The 17,542-nt window shown below is 32.7% G+C and carries 16 protein-coding genes and 1 tRNA gene; 16 read left to right on the forward strand and 1 reads right to left on the reverse strand.

Annotated features, from left to right (window positions below):
• Nucleotides 1-160: 160 nt before the first annotated feature.
• The 5 genes from porK (at nucleotide 161) to DIS18_RS07660 (ending at nucleotide 6,023) form a co-directional block, all read left to right on the forward strand.
• Nucleotides 161-1,525: a T9SS ring complex lipoprotein PorK/GldK gene (gene porK, locus DIS18_RS07640; RefSeq protein ID WP_483860581.1), complete on the forward strand. Its 1,365-nt coding sequence runs from the start codon at nucleotides 161-163 to the stop codon at nucleotides 1,523-1,525.
• Between the two features lie 94 nt (nucleotides 1,526-1,619).
• Nucleotides 1,620-2,255 carry a type IX secretion system motor protein PorL/GldL gene (gene porL / locus DIS18_RS07645; RefSeq protein ID WP_109352400.1) on the forward strand — a complete coding sequence of 212 codons (636 nt, stop codon included), beginning with the start codon at nucleotides 1,620-1,622 and terminating at the stop codon, nucleotides 2,253-2,255.
• A 57-nt stretch (nucleotides 2,256-2,312) separates the two neighbouring features.
• Entirely contained in the window at nucleotides 2,313-3,875 is a 1,563-nt protein-coding gene (porM, locus tag DIS18_RS07650) for a type IX secretion system motor protein PorM/GldM (protein WP_109352401.1), read from the forward strand.
• A 66-nt stretch (nucleotides 3,876-3,941) separates the two neighbouring features.
• Nucleotides 3,942-4,832, forward strand: a complete 891-nt coding sequence (gene porN / locus DIS18_RS07655; RefSeq protein WP_109352402.1) for a type IX secretion system ring subunit PorN/GldN — start codon at nucleotides 3,942-3,944, stop codon at nucleotides 4,830-4,832.
• A gap of 153 nt (nucleotides 4,833-4,985) precedes the next feature.
• Nucleotides 4,986-6,023, forward strand: coding sequence for an NAD(P)/FAD-dependent oxidoreductase (locus DIS18_RS07660; RefSeq protein WP_109352403.1), 1,038 nt, complete (start codon nucleotides 4,986-4,988; stop codon nucleotides 6,021-6,023).
• Nucleotides 6,024-6,142: 119 nt separating this feature from the next.
• Here the strand turns inward: DIS18_RS07660 and DIS18_RS07665 are convergent, their stop codons facing one another.
• On the reverse strand, nucleotides 6,143-6,526 hold the full coding sequence (locus tag DIS18_RS07665; RefSeq protein ID WP_109352404.1) for a DUF983 domain-containing protein: 384 nt from the start codon (nucleotides 6,524-6,526) through the stop codon (nucleotides 6,143-6,145).
• A gap of 86 nt (nucleotides 6,527-6,612) precedes the next feature.
• On the opposite strand from DIS18_RS07665, the gene DIS18_RS07670 reads away from it, so the two are divergent.
• The 11 genes from DIS18_RS07670 to uxaC all read left to right on the forward strand — a co-directional run bounded on the left by DIS18_RS07670 (nucleotide 6,613) and on the right by uxaC (nucleotide 17,540).
• Nucleotides 6,613-8,523 (forward strand): ABC-F family ATP-binding cassette domain-containing protein, encoded by a 1,911-nt coding sequence (locus tag DIS18_RS07670; RefSeq protein WP_109352405.1) that lies wholly within the window; start codon nucleotides 6,613-6,615, stop codon nucleotides 8,521-8,523.
• A 99-nt stretch (nucleotides 8,524-8,622) separates the two neighbouring features.
• Nucleotides 8,623-9,447, forward strand: coding sequence for a leucine-rich repeat domain-containing protein (locus DIS18_RS07675; RefSeq protein ID WP_109352406.1), 825 nt, complete (start codon nucleotides 8,623-8,625; stop codon nucleotides 9,445-9,447).
• A gap of 74 nt (nucleotides 9,448-9,521) precedes the next feature.
• Nucleotides 9,522-9,704: a CPXCG motif-containing cysteine-rich protein gene (locus tag DIS18_RS07680; RefSeq protein ID WP_109352407.1), complete on the forward strand. Its 183-nt coding sequence runs from the start codon at nucleotides 9,522-9,524 to the stop codon at nucleotides 9,702-9,704.
• Between the two features lie 119 nt (nucleotides 9,705-9,823).
• A tRNA-Met gene (locus DIS18_RS07685) sits at nucleotides 9,824-9,896 on the forward strand.
• 377 nt (nucleotides 9,897-10,273) lie between these two features.
• Complete coding sequence (locus tag DIS18_RS07690; RefSeq protein WP_181364000.1) at nucleotides 10,274-11,107, forward strand: SDR family oxidoreductase; 834 nt, start codon at nucleotides 10,274-10,276, stop codon at nucleotides 11,105-11,107.
• Between the two features lie 18 nt (nucleotides 11,108-11,125).
• Entirely contained in the window at nucleotides 11,126-12,094 is a 969-nt protein-coding gene (locus DIS18_RS07695; RefSeq protein ID WP_109352408.1) for a Gfo/Idh/MocA family protein, read from the forward strand.
• Nucleotides 12,095-12,103: 9 nt separating this feature from the next.
• Entirely contained in the window at nucleotides 12,104-13,279 is a 1,176-nt protein-coding gene (gene uxuA, locus DIS18_RS07700; protein WP_109352409.1) for a mannonate dehydratase, read from the forward strand.
• Nucleotides 13,280-13,299: 20 nt separating this feature from the next.
• Nucleotides 13,300-14,142 carry a 5-dehydro-4-deoxy-D-glucuronate isomerase gene (gene kduI / locus DIS18_RS07705; RefSeq protein WP_109352410.1) on the forward strand — a complete coding sequence of 281 codons (843 nt, stop codon included), beginning with the start codon at nucleotides 13,300-13,302 and terminating at the stop codon, nucleotides 14,140-14,142.
• Nucleotides 14,143-14,145: 3 nt separating this feature from the next.
• The gene (locus DIS18_RS07710) at nucleotides 14,146-14,940 is read left to right on the forward strand and encodes a gluconate 5-dehydrogenase (RefSeq protein WP_181364001.1); all 795 of its coding nucleotides are present in this window, start codon (nucleotides 14,146-14,148) and stop codon (nucleotides 14,938-14,940) included.
• 2 nt (nucleotides 14,941-14,942) lie between these two features.
• Entirely contained in the window at nucleotides 14,943-16,121 is a 1,179-nt protein-coding gene (locus DIS18_RS07715) for a DUF4861 domain-containing protein (protein WP_245925609.1), read from the forward strand.
• A gap of 9 nt (nucleotides 16,122-16,130) precedes the next feature.
• Complete coding sequence (gene uxaC / locus DIS18_RS07720; protein ID WP_109352412.1) at nucleotides 16,131-17,540, forward strand: glucuronate isomerase; 1,410 nt, start codon at nucleotides 16,131-16,133, stop codon at nucleotides 17,538-17,540.
• Nucleotides 17,541-17,542 lie beyond the last annotated feature (2 nt).

A 17,542-nucleotide genomic window follows, 5' to 3' on the forward strand; every position in this document is an offset into this window, starting at 1 on the left:
CAAATCATGGTCAAACTACCTATTTCATCGGTGAAATGCTATTTTTCTACGATGAAATGTTATTTTTTTAGATAAAAAGTTGTTTTATTAAAAATATATAAATATGTTTACGCTCTCAAAAATGAAGCTTAAAATAATTAACCTCAAGTTTTCTATGGATATTAAGAAGTTTATATTACTAACCACAGTATTTGCAATGTTAGCAAGTTGCGGCTCTAAAGATAGAGGCGAGCTAGTTGGTGTTCAAGGAAAAAAATGGCATCCAGAAAAGCCTTATGGTATGGAACTTATTCCTGGAGGAGCATTTATAATGGGTAAAGCAGATGATGATTTAGCTGGTGTGCAAGATGCACCTTCTAAAACAGTTACTGTAAGAGCCATTTATATGGATGCGACTGAAATAACAAATAGCGAGTATCGTCAATTTGTTAATTGGGTAAGAGACTCAATTGTAAGAATGAAATTAGCTGTTTTAGCTGATGAGGTTGGTTTAACCCAAGCTGATGAAGGAACAATAGGCGAATTTGCTTTCAGTGATGCAGATCCTGAAAACATGTCGGTTTATGAAAAATACATGTATGATAACTATACAGGTTTAGGACCAACAGGTTACGAAGGAAGAAAAATCAATAAAGATGTTGATTTAATTTTTGATACCTCAGAATATCTTGATGAGTACTATGCTGAGGTAATGGATACTATGTATTTACCTTTAGAAGAGTCTTACAATGGTCAACGTACATGGGATGTAACGAAATTTAAATTTCAGTACAGCCACATGGATATCCAAGAAGCTGCAAGAAACAGAGGTGTTAAGCGTAAAGATGTTATTATAAAAGAAGAATTAGAAATTTATCCTGATACAACAGTTTGGATTAGAGATTTTGCTTATTCTTATAATGAGCCTATGCATAACGATTACTTCTGGCATGATGCTTATAGTGATTATCCAGTTGTAGGCGTTACTTGGAAACAAGCAAAAGCATTTTGTGAGTGGAGAACAATTAACAAAAACTCTTACCAAAAATCTAAAAAAGGTGCTCAAATGGTAAATACATTTAGATTACCATCTGAAGCAGAATGGGAATACTCTGCAAGAGGAGGTCTTCAAGCTGCAACTTACCCTTGGGGTGGTCCTTACACAAAAAGTGATAGAGGTTGTTTTATGGCAAACTTTAAACCTGTAAGAGGAGATTATGCTGCAGATCAGGCATTGTATACTGTTGAAGCAAAATCTTATGAGCCTAATGATTATAATTTATATAACATGGCTGGTAATGTATCAGAATGGGTGAATGCATCTTACGATCCTTCATCTTATGAATATACATCAAGTATAAATCCAAGTGTTAACGATTCTGATAATAAACGTAAAATCGTTAGAGGGGGATCTTGGAAAGATGTGGCTTACTTTTTACAAGTAAGTTCTAGAGACTACGAATATGCAGATTCTGCAAGAAGTTATATAGGTTTCAGAACCGTTCAAGATTACATGGGGACAACAGTAACAAAAAACGGGAAGTAAAACTTTAAACCAAATCAATAAATAATTATTAATACTATTAAATTAACCTACTTAAGTAAAAAAAAACCTACTTAAAAATTAAAAACCGAAAATTATGGCAAAGTCAAAAGCAAGTAAAAAATTCATGAATATGGCGTACGGATTAGGAGCAGCAATTGTAATCGTTGGTGCACTATTCAAAATTATTCATTTCGAAATAGGACCTTTAACAGGTAACGTTATGTTAACTATTGGTCTAGTAACAGAAGCAATTATATTCGCATTATCAGCGTTTGAACCTGTTGATGAAGATTTAGATTGGTCTTTAGTTTATCCTGAATTAGCTGGAGGACAATCAATGAGTAAAGATGGAAAAGAAGATGTTCAAGGTATGTTATCTCAAAAATTAGATAACTTATTAAAAGAAGCTAAGATTGATGGCGAATTAATCGAAAGTTTAGGAGAAAGCATCAGAGGTTTCGAAGGAGCAGCAAAAAACATGTCTTCTACAGTTGATTCAGTTGAAGCATCTAAGAAATATGGTGAGGAATTATCATTAGCTGCAGCTCAAATGGAGTCTTTAAATAGCTTATATAAAGTACAGTTAGATAATGCAACTAAGCAACAATCAATCAACGAAGAATCTGTTGAAAATGCTGCTAAATTAAAAGAACAAATGCAATCTTTAGCGTCTAACTTATCATCATTAAATGGTGTATATGGAGGTATGTTATCTGCAATGAATAAATAATTAGGAGAGTTAATAATCCCAAATTACTATTAATTAACCAAAAAAACCTAATTAAACATGGCAGGAAATAATTTATCACCAAGACAGAAGATGATTAATCTGATGTATTTAATATTTATAGCGATGCTAGCTTTAAATATGTCAAAAGAAGTGCTTTCGGCCTTCGGATTAATGAACGAGAAGCTTACAGAATCTAATCAAGCAACTGAATCTAGAAATGCTAGTTTTGTAGCAAGTTTAGAGGTAAAAGCTGCAGATCAACCAGACAAATACAAGCCTTTAAAAGCTAAAGCTGATCAAATTGATGCCCTAGCGCATAAATTTGATGGATATTTAGAAGAATTAAAAGGAAAAATGACCGCAAAACTGGATGATCCTACGGATTATGAAATTATGGATAAAGGAGATTACCTTGACCAAAATTTCTTTAAAGGAGACAAGCTAAAAGAAGATGGTCAAGAATTTCTAAGTCAAATCAATGGATTTAGAGATGGTGTTGTAAAAATCTTATCTGGTGAAAAGGGTATGGAAGGTATCATCAAAGAAGTTAAAGAAAAATTTAGTACAGATCAAGAAGTTAATCGAGATGGTATTAAAGTAGATTGGTTAGATTATCACTACAAAGGGTTTCCTTTAGTAGCGTCTTTAACTAAAATGACACAACTTCAATCTGATATCAAAACAACAGAATCTGAGATATTGTCGACAATGTTAGAAGGAGAGCTTTCTAAGCAAGTGTCAATGACAAACTATACAACTTTAATGGAAACGTCTAAATCAGCTTATTTTAATGGTGAGCAGTTTGATGGACAAATTGTGTTAGGGCGTAAAGATGCCTCTACAAAGCCAAAACGAGTTGAATTAACATTAGACGGTAGAAAACTTACTGAAAACCAATACGCAATCGAGGATGGTAAAGTGAAGTTAAAAATTGGAACAGGTGGTGTTGGTGAACACAAAATTGAAGGTAAATTAATCTTTGGAGAAGGTGGTGAAGAAATTGAAGTACCAGTAAAATCATCATTTGCTACGGTTGCAAAACCAAATGCAGCTACAATTTCAGCTGATAAGATGAATGTAGTTTATAGAGGTGTTAAAAACCCAATGACAATTTCATTCGCTGGTGTTCCAGATAACAAAGTTACTGCAAGTGCTCAAGGATTATCTAGAGCAGGAGGAAGTAAATATGTTATGGATGCTACAAGAATTCAAGGTAGAGAAGTTACTATTAATGTAACGGGTACTTTGCCAGATGGAGGAAAAGTAAGCGATAATGCTAAATTTAGAATTAAAGATTTACCAAAACCAACTGGTACAGTAAGAGGTGAAGACGGCGCTATTAAAATGCAACGTAACAGTCTTAAAATCTCTACTATTGGTGCTAAGTTTGATGACTTTGATTTTGAATTACCATTACGTGTAACAGGATTTAAATTTAAAGTTCCTGGTCAGCCTACAATAAATGTAAGAGGAAGTAAGTTAGATAGTAGAGCACAGAAAGCTTTAGCAAAAGCTAAACGTGGATCTGGAGTTCAAATATTTGACATCGAAGCAAAAGCTAGTGGTGTAAGTGTAATACTTAAAAAAGTATCGCCAGTTTTTGTTGAACTTACAAATTAGAATAACTATTAAAGATGGTCTATTTGTAGGCCATCTTTAATAATGATAATGTAAAATAGAATTGAAATGAATTTAAAACCTTTTTTATTAACCTTAGCAACTGTTTTAACAGCTTCTAGCATGTTTGCTCAAGCGAATATATTAAATGCTAAAAGCCCTGAGGAAATTGGTGTAAGAACTGAAGCTCAAAAAGCAGTAGACAATGATAAACCATTGGAATACGGATATGTTGATGATAGAGATATCCTGTTTTCTAAAATGGTTTGGGAAAAAGTGGTTCTTGATGAACGTGCGAACTTTCCACTTTATTATCCAATTGATACTAATAATATCGGTAGTGATAGAAGATCATTGTACGATGTACTTATGAAGAACATCAAGAATGGGAAAATAAAGAATATTTATGATGATTCTTATTTTACAACAAAACGTACTTTAAAAGATATTGAATCTGCATTAACCATGGTTGATACCACAGAGTTAGGTATTGAGCAGTTAAATGCTGGTGAAGAATTATCTGCCGAGTATATTAATAAAAGAGATATTACTTCTGCAGATATTAAAGAGTATCATATCAAAGGACTTTGGTATTTTGATAAGCGTCAAGCGGAAATGAAATACAGATTATTAGGTATTGCGCCTGTTGCTCCAGATGTTAACTTTATTGACGACTCTGAGCCAGATTTAGTGCCTTTATTTTGGGTGTTCTTCCCAGATGCTAGAGAGATACTTCATGAAGCAAAATCTTTTAACAATGAAAATAGTTCTATGCCGTTTTCTTTTGATCACGTGTTGAATGCAAGACGTTTTCAAGGATATATTTTCAGAGAAGAAAATGTACAAGGTGATAGAGCCATATCAGAATATGTGTCTCAAAATGCTTTAATGCAATTATTAGAATCTGAAAGGATTAAAGATAAGATTAGAGATTTTGAACTTGATATGTGGACTTATTAAGCCATAATAATCTATAAAATTAAAACGCTCACTTAAAAAGTGAGCGTTTTTTTTGTTTATATTTTTTGATAGGTTTAGCCTTTCGTCTCCGGTCAAAACAGACTAAAATTGAAACATTAAATAGCAATAATGTAACTATCTTAGTAACCAATTATGCAAGTAGATTATATAATAGTTGGTATCGGGATTGCTGGAATTTCTTTCTGCGAGCAATTAAGAGCACATGGGAAAACCTTTGTAATATACGATAATGCGTCTCAGCAATCATCAACGGTAGCTGGCGGTTTATATAACCCTGTAGTTTTAAAACGATTTACATCGGTTTGGAAAAGTACTGAACAGTTAGATATTGCTTTACCGCTTTATGCAAATATTGAAAAAAGGCTTAGTGTAAAACTGGATTATAAAATACCGGTGTATAGAAAATTTGCATCTCTTGAAGAACAAAATAATTGGTTTGCAGCTTCAGACAAACCGTTGCTTTCTAAATATCTTTCTCCTAAATTAGTGAAAAATGATAATGATTTTATTAACGCCCCTTTTGGTTTTGGTGAGGTTTTAGAAACTGGCAGGATTGATGTAAAATCTATGATTAAGGCGTATAAAGCAGATTTGCTAAAACAAGAAATTTTAATTGAAACGCCTTTTGATTATTTTGATTTGCAAATAGATGAAAATGGAGTTGCTTACAAAAAAGTGAATGCAAAACATGTTGTTTTTGCTGAAGGGTTTGGTATAAAGCAAAATCCTTTTTTTGAAAATTTACCATTAAACCCAGCTAAGGGAGAACTATTAATTATTGAAGCCCCTGATTTAAAAATGGATTATGTTTTAAAAGCGGGCGTATTTTTGATTCCGTTGGATAATGACTTGTATATTGTTGGAGCCACCTACGAATGGAAAGATTTAAGTCATAACACCTCTGAAAAGGCTAAAACAGAATTGTTAACGAAACTTGATAAGCTTATAAGTTGTGATTATAAAGTGGTTAATCAAGTAGCTGGTATAAGACCAACGGTAAAAGATAGAAGGCCATTAGTTGGTAAACATCAAGATTATAATAATGTATTTATTTTAAACGGTCTTGGTACGCGTGGCGTTATGATTGGACCTTATGTTGCAAAACAACTATACAATTTTATTGAGTACAAAACACCTCTAGAAAAGGAAATTGATATTTGTAGATTTTAAATCTTAATTAAAAAGTTGAGGTTGAGTTGCGTTAGGGATTGAACGGCATGTTTGAGCTCGCCGACGAAGGAGGAAGCGAGTAGTGAAAGCCCGACCCTTTTCGGGTAACGCCAAAAAAATTATTTTTTAGCAAGCGTTTTATCATAACTCATAAAAAAGTTAATCCAAATATTTCTTGAAAGTCTTAAGATAATTGGTAGACAAACAATAAGTGTTGCTACAATGGCAATAAAAACGCCCATTAAACTTACATTAAATACAAAAAAAGAAATAACGAAAGCGGCTGTGGCAAACGCAATACCTACTGGGTAGCTTACATACATAGAACCATAGAAAAATGAGGGTTCTATCTTGTATTTTGTACCGCAATTAGAGCAATTTTCGTTCATGCTTAACGCTTCAGAAAGTATATATGGGTTTTTGTTTTTAAACATAGATTCTTCGTGACACTTTGGACACGATCCAGTAAAAATGCTATATAATTTTGATCCTTTTTTAAACATTTTATTTGATGTATTTTTGCATGCGAAATTGCAGTGCAAAAATACCATTTTTAAAAAAATAATACTGTAATAAAAGTTACATTTCTATGATGAATATTCATAATTTATCGATTTCATTTCAAGGCGAATACCTATTTGAAGATATAACATTCAAGCTAGGTAATGGTGATAGAATCGGGCTTATTGGAAAGAATGGAGCTGGTAAATCTACAATGTTAAAAATCTTATCGAAAGAGATGGAGCCTGATACAGGCCAAATAGCTGCAGATAAAGAATTAAAGATTGGATTCTTAAAACAGGATATAGATTTTGTTTTTGGTAGAACTGTATTAGAAGAGTCGTACGAAGCATTTACTGAAATAAAAGCTTTAGAGGCTAAAATGGAAGAGGTAAATAATCAGTTGGCTGAACGGACGGACTATGAAAGTGAAAGTTATAATCAGTTAATGATTGATATAAATGAATTACAGCATCAATATGAAATTGAAGGCGGTTATAATTATCAAGGTGATACTGAAAAAATTCTTCAAGGTTTAGGATTTCAGCGTAAAGATTTTGATAAGTTGACGGATACATTTTCTGGTGGATGGCGTATGCGTATTGAGTTGGCTAAACTATTGCTTCAAAATAACGATATCTTACTTTTAGATGAGCCTACTAACCACTTAGATATAGAATCTATTATTTGGTTGGAAGGGTTTCTTAAGAATTATGCTGGAGCTGTAGTGATTGTGTCGCATGATAAAATGTTTTTGGATAATGTTACTAATAGAACTATCGAGATTTCTTTAGGGCGTATATATGATTATCCTAAACCTTATACCAAGTATTTAGTTTTACGAGAGGAATTAAGAACTCAGCAATTGGCTTCTCAAAAAAATCAACAAAAACAAATTGAACAAACAGAAAAACTTATTGAAAAGTTTCGTGCTAAAGCATCAAAAGCCACTATGGCGCAATCGCTTATAAAGAAGTTAGATAAAATTGATAGGATTGAGGTCGATGAAGATGATAATAGTGTAATGACACTTAATTTTCCTGTTTCTATTACACCAGGTAAGGTTGTTGTTGAGGCTGAAAAGGTTTCTAAAAATTATGGTGATAATCAAGTTTTAAAAGATATTGATTTACTTATTGAGCGCGATAGTAAAACTGCTTTTGTTGGACAAAACGGACAAGGTAAATCTACTTTAGCTAAAATGCTTGTAGGCGATATAAAGTATGATGGGCAATTAAAGCTAGGGCATAATGTACAGATAGGTTATTTTGCCCAAAATCAAGCGGAGTATCTAGATGGTAATAAAACAGTACATGATACAATGATTGATGCTGCTAATGAAACCAATAGAAGTAAAGTTCGTGATATATTAGGCTCTTTTTTATTTAGAGGAGATGAGGTTGATAAATATGTTAGGGTACTTTCTGGAGGTGAGCGTAACCGGTTAGCTTTAGCTAAGTTAATGTTACAGCCTTTTAACGTGCTTATAATGGATGAGCCAACGAATCATTTAGATATAAAATCTAAAAATGTTTTGAAAGAAGCCTTAAATAGGTTTGAAGGTACTCTGATTTTAGTATCACACGATCGTGATTTTCTGCAAGGATTAACCAATATTGTCTATGAGTTTAAAGACCATAAATTAAAAGAGTATTTAGGCGATATTGATTACTATCTTGAACAGCGTAAGGTTGATAACTTACGTGAGGTAGAAAAAAGAACTGTTATAAAGGAAAAACCAAAGCCTAAAAAACAGCAGTCCTACGAAGATCAGAAGAAAATAAAATCTTTAAATAATAAGTTGAGTAATGTAGAGTCAAAAATTAATCAACTTGAAAAAGATATTAAAGCTATAGATTTAGAACTCGAAATTAATTATGAAGAGGCTACATCTAAACCAAATTTCTTCGACGAGTATCAAAAAAAGAAAACTGATTTACAAGACTTGATGGATAAATGGGAGGTCATTCAGCTGGAAATTGAGCAGTTCGTCGATTAAAAAGTGTTAAAATTTTATGTATTTCGTCGATAAAAATAGTTTTTAATCTATTTCAGGCTTATATTCGTACAAGAATTAATCCCAAATTTGACCAAAAACATGAAGTCTTTAAAATTATTAGTCATTTGTTTCTTCGTTACAGCATACTCATTTGCTAACGTTTCTTCGACAGATAAAGATGCTTTAATCGCCTTATACAATGCCACTAACGGTGCAGAATGGAATTCCTCTTGGGATTTAAATGCATCAGTTGATAAATGGTACGGAGTAAAAATAGAGAATGATAAAGTTGTTGAAATTAATTTACAGTTTAATAACCTAAATGGAGAGTTACCACAGGAAATTGGTACGCTTTCTAGCTTAAAGGTATTAAACTTAGGTTTTAATAAATTACAAGGAACACTTCCTACTTCATTAAGTAATTTGAAAGCATTAAAAACTTTAGAGTTGTTTATGAATAGATTTGAAGGAGAAATCCCTTCTGAATTAGGAGAACTTAAAAATTTAGAATCTTTAAAGTTATATAGTAATAAATTTACAGGAGAAATCCCAAGCTCTTTAATGGGTTTAACTAACTTAAAAGAGTTATTATTAGGTAGTAATTTTTTAACAGGACAAATTCCAACTGAGATTTACGCTTTATCAAAATTACAAAAGTTAAGCTTGATGGATAATAAAATGGATGGTGAAATTCCTTCTGAAATTGCACAATTAAAAGATTTAGAAGAATTGTTATTATCAACAAATCAATTCACTGGTGATTTACCACAAGAGTTTATGAATTTAACTAAGTTAAATACTATGATGGTTAGTGATAATAACTTGAATCAAGAATACATTACAGTTTCTGGTAAAAACCCACCAACATTGATGCAATTAGAATTGCAAAATGCTACAGCAACAATGGACATTGAAAAAGAATAAATAGTGAAAATTTTATAAAAATAATTTTGTTTAAAGCCGTCAATATTGATGGCTTTTTTTAGTTTTATAATATTATGATTGAGCACTATTTTACTTGCCCTTATTGTTGGGAAACAATCTCGATGTTATTAGATAATTCTATTTCTAAACAAATTTATGTTGAAGATTGTGAAGTGTGTTGTAACCCAATTCAAATAACGATTCAATTTGAAAATACTGAATTGATTGCATTTCAGGCAGATAACATTGAGCAGTAATATTTTCTAATTTTCTTATTGTAGAAATTAAAAAGGATTGTATATTTGCAGTCCGAAATGATTTGGTCGGCATTATGAACCGAAAGTTAAAAACTAAGTAAATCATTTTATGATTATATCGCGGGATAGAGCAGTAGGTAGCTCGTCGGGCTCATAACCCGAAGGTCACTGGTTCGAGTCCAGTTCCCGCTACTAGGAATAAAAAAGGCTTCACATTTATGTGAAGCCTTTTTTATTGGTGTAAAATCATGGGTGAGTTTTACTATATTATCTTTTACCAAATAGTATTCTTATTTTAAACAAAAAATAGTTAACAATTTTTATTAAGGTAAGATATAATTAGGACATGACAGGACAGGATAGCTTAAGGAAGCATGTTTTCTATATTTGGCTTAGCATTTTTATTGAAATTTGTAAAGTATTAGAAAAGTAAAATAATGTATTGTATACTATATTATTTAAATAAATTCTTGTTAAGAATCAGCTAAAGTATTTTTCTTACTAATCATATTCCAAAACAATAATATCAAGAATTTTAGTAGATTTAAAAATATAATTAAATTAAATAAATGAAAATAAGTAAAACTATTGTGGTTACAGGAGCGGGAGGTGTACTTTGTAGCACTATTGCTGAAGCTTTGGCTAAAGAAGGTAATAAAATAGCATTGCTAGACTTAAACAAAGATGCTGCTGATAAAGTTGCTGACAAAATTAACAGTGAAGGCGGTCAAGCTATAGGTGTAAAAGCTAATGTATTAGAAAAAGAGTCTTTAGTTTTAGCAAAAGAAGAAGTTAATAAAGCTTTTGGAGCATGTGATATTTTGATTAATGGAGCAGGTGGAAATCATCCTTTAGGAACAACAAGTAACCCATTTTTACAAGTTGAAGATTTGCTTAATAAAACAGAGGGTTTCAAAACCTTTTTCGATTTAGATCCATCAGGTATTCAATTTGTATTTAATTTAAATTTTATAGGGACTTTATTGCCAACACAGATTTTTGCAGAAGACATGGTTGGAAAAGAAGGTTGTAGTATTCTTAACGTTTCGTCTATGAATGCCTTTACACCTTTAACTAAAATTCCAGCATATAGTGGAGCAAAAGCAGCTGTCTCTAACTTTACTCAATGGTTGGCTGTACACTTTTCTAAAGTGGGGATTCGTGTTAATGCTTTAGCGCCGGGTTTTTTCTTAACAGAACAAAACAGAGCATTATTGACTAATGCAGATGGGAGTTTAACCCCAAGAGGAAATCAAATTATTGAGCAAACACCAATGGGTAAGTTTGGAGAGCCTGAGCATTTGGTTGGTACAACATTATGGTTATGTAGTGAAGGAGCATCCTTTGTAACAGGTGTTGTTGTCCCAATTGATGGGGGTTTTAGTGCATATAGTGGAGTTTAAAAAAGTAAATTTTCAGATTTGAATAATACAACAATTAACTGGGGGATTATTGGTTGTGGAGACGTGGCCGAAGTTAAAAGCGGTCCTGCATTTCAGAAATGCAAAGATTCCAGTTTAGTTGCTGTTATGCGACGAAATGGAAGCTTAGCCAAGGATTTTGCAGATAGACATCAAGTGCCATTATGGTATGATAATGCTGATAAACTACTGAAAAATCCTGATATAAATGCGGTTTACATAGCAACCCCACCATCAACACATCTTGATTATGCTTTAAAAGCATTGAAATCAGGAAAAGATGTGTATCTTGAAAAACCTATGGTACTTTCGGATGGAGAGGCTTTACAGCTTAAAAAAGCAGTTAATAAGAGTAGTCAGAAACTAGTGGTTGCTCATTATCGTAGGTTTTTGCCAATGTACTTAAAGGTAAGAGATTTAATTGATGTCAATGCAATTGGGACTATAAAATTTGTTGATTTAAGGTTTTTGCAGCCTTTCGATTTTAATTCCAAAGCTTCTTGGAGGCTAGATGAAGAAGTGTCAGGAGGTGGTTACTTTCATGATATTGCGCCACATCAAATAGACTTAATGTATCACTTTTGTGGTGACTTTAAAAACGCTAAAGGTATTTCAGTTAATCAGTCAAATATAAATCAGGTTGATGATACTGTAAATGGTATAATTGATTTTCAAAATGGTATTCAATTTAGAGGTATGTGGTCTTTTGCAATACCTAATTGTTTGCAAGAAGACCGATGTGTAATTTATGGAGAGCATGGCACTATGGAATTTTCGTTTTACGAAAATCTATTACTGTTAAATTCAAGAGGTCATTCTAGATCTTTTGAATTTAAGAACCCAATTAATATTCAAGAGCCTATGATACAGGAAACGGTTAATTATTTTTTAGGAAAGCGAAGTAACCCTTGTCCTGTTGAAGATGGTGAGTTAGTAACTAACATAATGGAAGCATTTACAAAAGCATAATATTTTATAATGGAACAAACATGGAGATGGTACGGACCAAATGACCCCGTATCTTTATCAGATATAAAACAAGCTGGAGCAACAGGAGTTGTATCAGCGTTACATCATATTCCAAACGGAGAAGTATGGACAATTGATGAAATTACAAAGAGAAAAGAAACTATAGAACAAGCAGGTTTAACATGGAGTGTAGTAGAAAGTATTCCTGTTCATGAAACGATAAAAACCCGCTCTGGCGATTTTAAAACTTATATAGAACGCTATAAAGAAAGTATAGAAAACTTATCAAAATGTAACGTAAACATTGTGTGTTACAATTTTATGCCTGTTTTAGATTGGACACGTACAGATCTAAATTTTCAGGTTGAAGACGGCTCAAAAGCGTTACGTTTTGATGTTATAGCTTTTGCAGCTTTTGAGTTATTTTTGTTAAAACGACCAGGAGCGGAAGATAGTTATAATGAAGCTCAAAAAGCAGCGGCTAAAGTATATTTTGAAGGACTTAACGATGCCCAAAAAACAGAACTTGTAAATAATATTATCGCAGGTTTACCTGGTGCTGAAGAAGGTTATACCTTAGAGCAATTTCAAACTATTTTAGATACATATAAGGATGTTGATGCACAAACCTTGAGAGAAAACTTGGTGTCATTTCTAAAGGAAATTATCCCTGTAGCTTCTCAAAATGACGTGTTAATGTGTATTCATCCAGATGATCCGCCTTATCCAATATTAGGTTTACCAAGAGTAGTAAGTACAGAGTCTGATTATGCTTATTTATTTGATAACGTTCCAGAAAGAGCTAACGGCATTACATTTTGCACAGGATCTTTAGGTGTAAGAGCTGATAATGATTTGGTACAAATATTCAAACGTTTTGCAGATCGAGCACATTTCCTTCACTTAAGAAGTACAAAACGCGATGAGCAAGGTAATTTTTACGAAGCCAATCATTTGGAAGGAGATGTAGATATGTACGGTGTTGTAAAATCAATATTAATTGAAGAAAAAAGACGTAAAGCAGAAGGTTATACAGATTTTGAAATTCCTGTAAGACCAGATCATGGACATCAAATGCTTGACGATTTACATAAAAAAACCAATCCAGGATATTCTGGTATTGGACGATTACGTGGTCTAGCCGAATTAAGAGGATTAGAATACGGTATAAAACAAAATATATAAACAAAAAGCACTAGTTAATCATGAAGACAAATTATGAAACGCGTTACGCATCAAGCCCACAAGGCGTAAAAAAATATGATACAAATCAATTAAGAGAAGAGTTTTTAATTGAAAATTTATTTGAAGCTGATACAATCAATCTAGTTTATTCACATTATGATAGATTTATAACAGGTGGAGCAATGCCACTTTCTAATGCAATTGAGTTAGAGACAATAGATCCTTTAAAAGCGCCATATTTTTTAGAAAGAAGAGAACTTGGCATTATAAATATAGGCGAAACTGGTAGTGTATCGGTTGATGGTACCGAATATGTTTTAAACCATCGAGAAGCATTATATGTTGGTCAAGGAAATAAAAAAGTAGTATTTTCAAGTAATTCTGAAAAAAATCCAGCTCAGTTTTATTTAAATTCTACTCCTGCACATAAAGCATATCCTACTAAAAAAATAGGAACAAACGATGTTGAAGTTATAGAGTTAGGGGCTCCAGAAACAGCAAATGCTAGGACATTAAGGAAGTATATAGTAAATAGCGTTGTAGATGTTTGTCAATTACAAATGGGGATGACTACTTTAAAATCTGGTAGTAGTTGGAACACCATGCCAGCTCACGTTCATGATCGTAGAATGGAAGTGTATTTTTATTTTGAAGTTCCAGAAGATCAAGCCGTATGTCATTTTATAGGACAACCTCAAGAAACCCGTCATATTTGGATGCAAAATAATCAAGCTGTAATATCACCACCATGGTCAATTCATTCAGGTTCAGGAACTGCAAGTTATTCTTTTATCTGGGGTATGGCTGGAGAGAACTTAGATTATGGCGATATGGATGTTGCTAAAATAAATGAATTACGATAAACTATGAGCATGTCATTATTCGATATTAAAGGCAAAAATGCTTTAGTTACCGGTAGTACTCACGGATTGGGTATGGCTATGGCTAGAGGGTTGGGATTAGCAGGAGCAAACATTATTGTAAATGGTAATTCTTCTCAAGAAAAAATTGATAAAGCTGTTGCTGAATATAAAAGTGAAGGGATAAATGCAGTTGGTTTTAAATTTAATGTGACTAACGAGGATGAAGTTATTGCAGCTGTTGCAAAAATAGAAGCTGAAGTAGGGCAGATTGATATTTTAATTAACAATGCTGGTATTATTAAGCGTACACCGCTTATTGAAATGGAAGTTGAAGACTTTAAACAAGTTATTGATGTGGACTTGGTAAGTCCGTTCATTGTCTCAAAACATGTTGTACCTGGTATGATTAAGCGTAAAGCAGGTAAAGTGATTAATATTTGCTCTATGATGAGTGAGTTGGGTCGTAATAGTGTTGGTGCTTATGCGGCGGCAAAAGGAGGCTTAAAAATGTTAACGCAAAATATGGCAACTGAATGGGCAAAATATAACATTCAAGTAAACGGTATTGGTCCGGGGTATTTTGCAACATCACAAACGGCTCCAATTCGTGTTGATGGGCATCCTTTTAACGATTTTATTGTTAACAGAACACCTGCAGCTAAATGGGGAGATCCTAACGATTTAGCAGGAGCAGCAATCTTTTTGTCATCAAAGGCAAGTGATTTTGTAAATGGTCATGTAGTGTATGTAGACGGCGGGATTTTAGCGACTATAGGTAAACCTACAAACGAAGATTAATTATGAAAAAAGCAACTTTATTTTCAGTAGTCTGTGCTGGTTTGTTTATGTTGGGATGTAAAACAGCCAATCAGCACATCATTACAATTAATAATAGTTTAGATGAAGCACGAGCTTTTGAAACAGTGGAAATTAACGCTTCAGATTTAACATTAAATGCGGGTGAAGATTTTCAAAGTTTTTCGGTAAAAGACTTAAAGACTAATACTATTTTGGCATCTCAATTTGTAGATAACAATCAAGATGGAAAGGTAGATGTATTATTGTTTCAGCCTGAAATTGAAGCTAATAGTTCGAAGCAATATGAACTTCTTGTTGTTGATGAATCAAAAAAAGCTGAATCGATAGACTATTGTTACTCAAGATTTGTTCCTGAAAGAACAGATGATTACGCTTGGGAAAACAATAAAGTTGGCTTCAGAACTTTTGGGCCAACAGCTCAAAAAATGGTTGAAGATAAGGTTAAAGGAGGTACGCTTTCTAGCGGAATTGATGCATGGCTTAAGCGCGTTGAATATCCTATTATCAATAAATGGTATAAAAAAGATGAAACTGAAAAAGGTGCTTATCATAAAGATTATGGTGAAGGTTTAGATAATTTTCATGTAGGTGTTTCACGTGGTGTTGGCGGTATTGCAGTAAAATTAGATTCTGTGTATTATTTTTCAAAAAACTTTACAAGTTGGAAAACAATTACAACTGGCCCTATAAGAACGAGTTTTGTTTTAGAATATGCTGATTGGGATGCTAACGGAAAAACCATTTCTGAAACAAAACATATTACTTTAGATTATGGTAGTAATTTATCAAAATTTGAAATAGAACTTTCAGGAACCGAAAGTATACATACAGGCTTAACACTTCATGAAAAAGATGGAGAAGATACTCAAAATCAGGCTTCGGGTTGGGTCTCTTATTGGCAACCTCATGACGATTCTGAATTAGGTACAGGAGTTGTTGTTCCAAATGCAAATATGGTCTCATCAACATTATATAATACCTCTTTAAAAGACCGAAGTAACCTATTTACAGAAGTAAAAGTTAACGATGGAATAGCAATCTATTATGCAGGTTTTGGCTGGAAAAAAGCAGGTGAATTCAACTCTAAAAAGGAATGGAATGCTTATTTAGAAAGCTTTTCAAAAAAAATAGATAACCCTTTACAAATTACATTCAATTAGATATTATCTATGAATACTACTAATTTTATTACTGATAATTTTGTATTGCAATCTGATGTGGCCGAAACGTTATACCATAAGTATGCTAAAGATTTGCCAATTATAGATTATCATAACCATTTGTCACCTCAGTTAATAGCCGAAGATCAGCCTATAAAGAATATTACTGAAGCATGGCTTAATGGCGATCATTACAAATGGCGCGCTATGAGAGCAAATGGAATTGATGAAATTTTTATAACAAGTTCGGCAACTTCTCATAAAGAAAAGTTTTTAAAATGGGCCGAAACAGTGCCACATACATTAAGAAATCCTTTATTTCATTGGACGCATTTAGAGCTTAAGCGTTATTTCGATATTGATGAATTACTTCAACCTAGTACTGCAGAAGCAATTTACGAAAAAGCAAATGCTATTTTAGAAAATAAAACTCCAGCACAACTTTTAGAAGATTTAAAAGTAGAAGTGATTTGTACTACTGATGATCCGATAGACGATTTAAAATACCATCAAGAAATAGCTGAAAAAGGATTTTTTACAAAAGTGTTTCCAACATTCAGACCAGATGTGTTATTAATGATATCAAAGCCTTCTTTTTCAGTTTATATTGAAAAGTTAGCTAAATGTGTTGGATTTCCGATTACTTGTTTAGAAGATCTATTAAAAGCTGTAAAATCGCGTATTGAATATTTTGATGCCTTAGGTTGCAGACTTTCTGATTATGGTTTAGAAAAAATATATGCTGATGACTTCACTGAGGATCAAGTAAATGCTATTTTCAAAAAAAGCATTTCAGGGGAAGAAATATTAACTGAAGAAGCAAATGCATATGCATCGTGTATGCTTGTGAAATTATGTGAGATGTATCACGAAAAAGGTTGGACTCAGCAAATGCATGTTGGAGCAATACGAAACAATAATAGTAGGTTATTAGAGCAAATTGGTTTAGATGCTGGCGTGGATTCTATAGGAGAATTTCCAGTAGCTCAGTCTATGTCTAAATTATTAAACACATTAAATCTAAATAATAAGCTTGCAAAAACTATAACTTATAATCTTAATCCATCACAAAATGAAGTCTTTGCTACCATGATGGGAAATTTTCAAAACTCCGATTACCCAGGGAAAATGCAATGGGGTTCAGGTTGGTGGTTTTTAGATCAAAAAGATGGTATGGAAAAGCAAATTAATTGCCTTTCTAATATGGGCTTGTTAAGCAAGTTTGTAGGTATGCTTACTGACAGTCGTAGCTTTTTATCATTTCCAAGACATGAGTATTTCAGACGCATTTTATGTAACATTTTAGGAGAAGATGTAAAGCAAGGTCTTGTACCCAACGACATTGAGTTTTTAGGTAAAATGGTTCAAGATATTTGCTACTATAATGCCAAAAATTATTTCGGCTTTAAAACAAAATAATT

It is taken from the genome of Algibacter marinivivus, from assembly GCF_003143755.1.
Classification (GTDB): Bacteria; Bacteroidota; Bacteroidia; order Flavobacteriales; family Flavobacteriaceae; genus Algibacter_B; species Algibacter_B marinivivus.

Bases quoted from the DNA above. Each gene is read 5' to 3' on its own strand.
- DIS18_RS07665 (WP_109352404.1), bottom strand. From the start codon at position 6,526: ATGTTTAAAAAAGGATCAAAATTATATAGCATTTTTACTGGATCGTGT.
- DIS18_RS07675 (WP_109352406.1), top strand. From the start codon at position 8,623: ATGAAGTCTTTAAAATTATTAGTCATTTGTTTCTTCGTTACAGCATAC.
- uxuA (WP_109352409.1), top strand. From the start codon at position 12,104: ATGGAACAAACATGGAGATGGTACGGACCAAATGACCCCGTATCTTTA.
- porL (WP_109352400.1), top strand. From the start codon at position 1,620: ATGGCAAAGTCAAAAGCAAGTAAAAAATTCATGAATATGGCGTACGGA.
- DIS18_RS07670 (WP_109352405.1), top strand. From the start codon at position 6,613: ATGATGAATATTCATAATTTATCGATTTCATTTCAAGGCGAATACCTA.
- kduI (WP_109352410.1), top strand. From the start codon at position 13,300: ATGAAGACAAATTATGAAACGCGTTACGCATCAAGCCCACAAGGCGTA.
- DIS18_RS07680 (WP_109352407.1), top strand. From the start codon at position 9,522: ATGATTGAGCACTATTTTACTTGCCCTTATTGTTGGGAAACAATCTCG.
- DIS18_RS07710 (WP_181364001.1), top strand. From the start codon at position 14,146: ATGAGCATGTCATTATTCGATATTAAAGGCAAAAATGCTTTAGTTACC.
- uxaC (WP_109352412.1), top strand. From the start codon at position 16,131: ATGAATACTACTAATTTTATTACTGATAATTTTGTATTGCAATCTGAT.
- DIS18_RS07715 (WP_245925609.1), top strand. From the start codon at position 14,943: ATGAAAAAAGCAACTTTATTTTCAGTAGTCTGTGCTGGTTTGTTTATG.
- DIS18_RS07660 (WP_109352403.1), top strand. From the start codon at position 4,986: ATGCAAGTAGATTATATAATAGTTGGTATCGGGATTGCTGGAATTTCT.
- DIS18_RS07690 (WP_181364000.1), top strand. From the start codon at position 10,274: ATGAAAATAAGTAAAACTATTGTGGTTACAGGAGCGGGAGGTGTACTT.
- porM (WP_109352401.1), top strand. From the start codon at position 2,313: ATGGCAGGAAATAATTTATCACCAAGACAGAAGATGATTAATCTGATG.
- porN (WP_109352402.1), top strand. From the start codon at position 3,942: ATGAATTTAAAACCTTTTTTATTAACCTTAGCAACTGTTTTAACAGCT.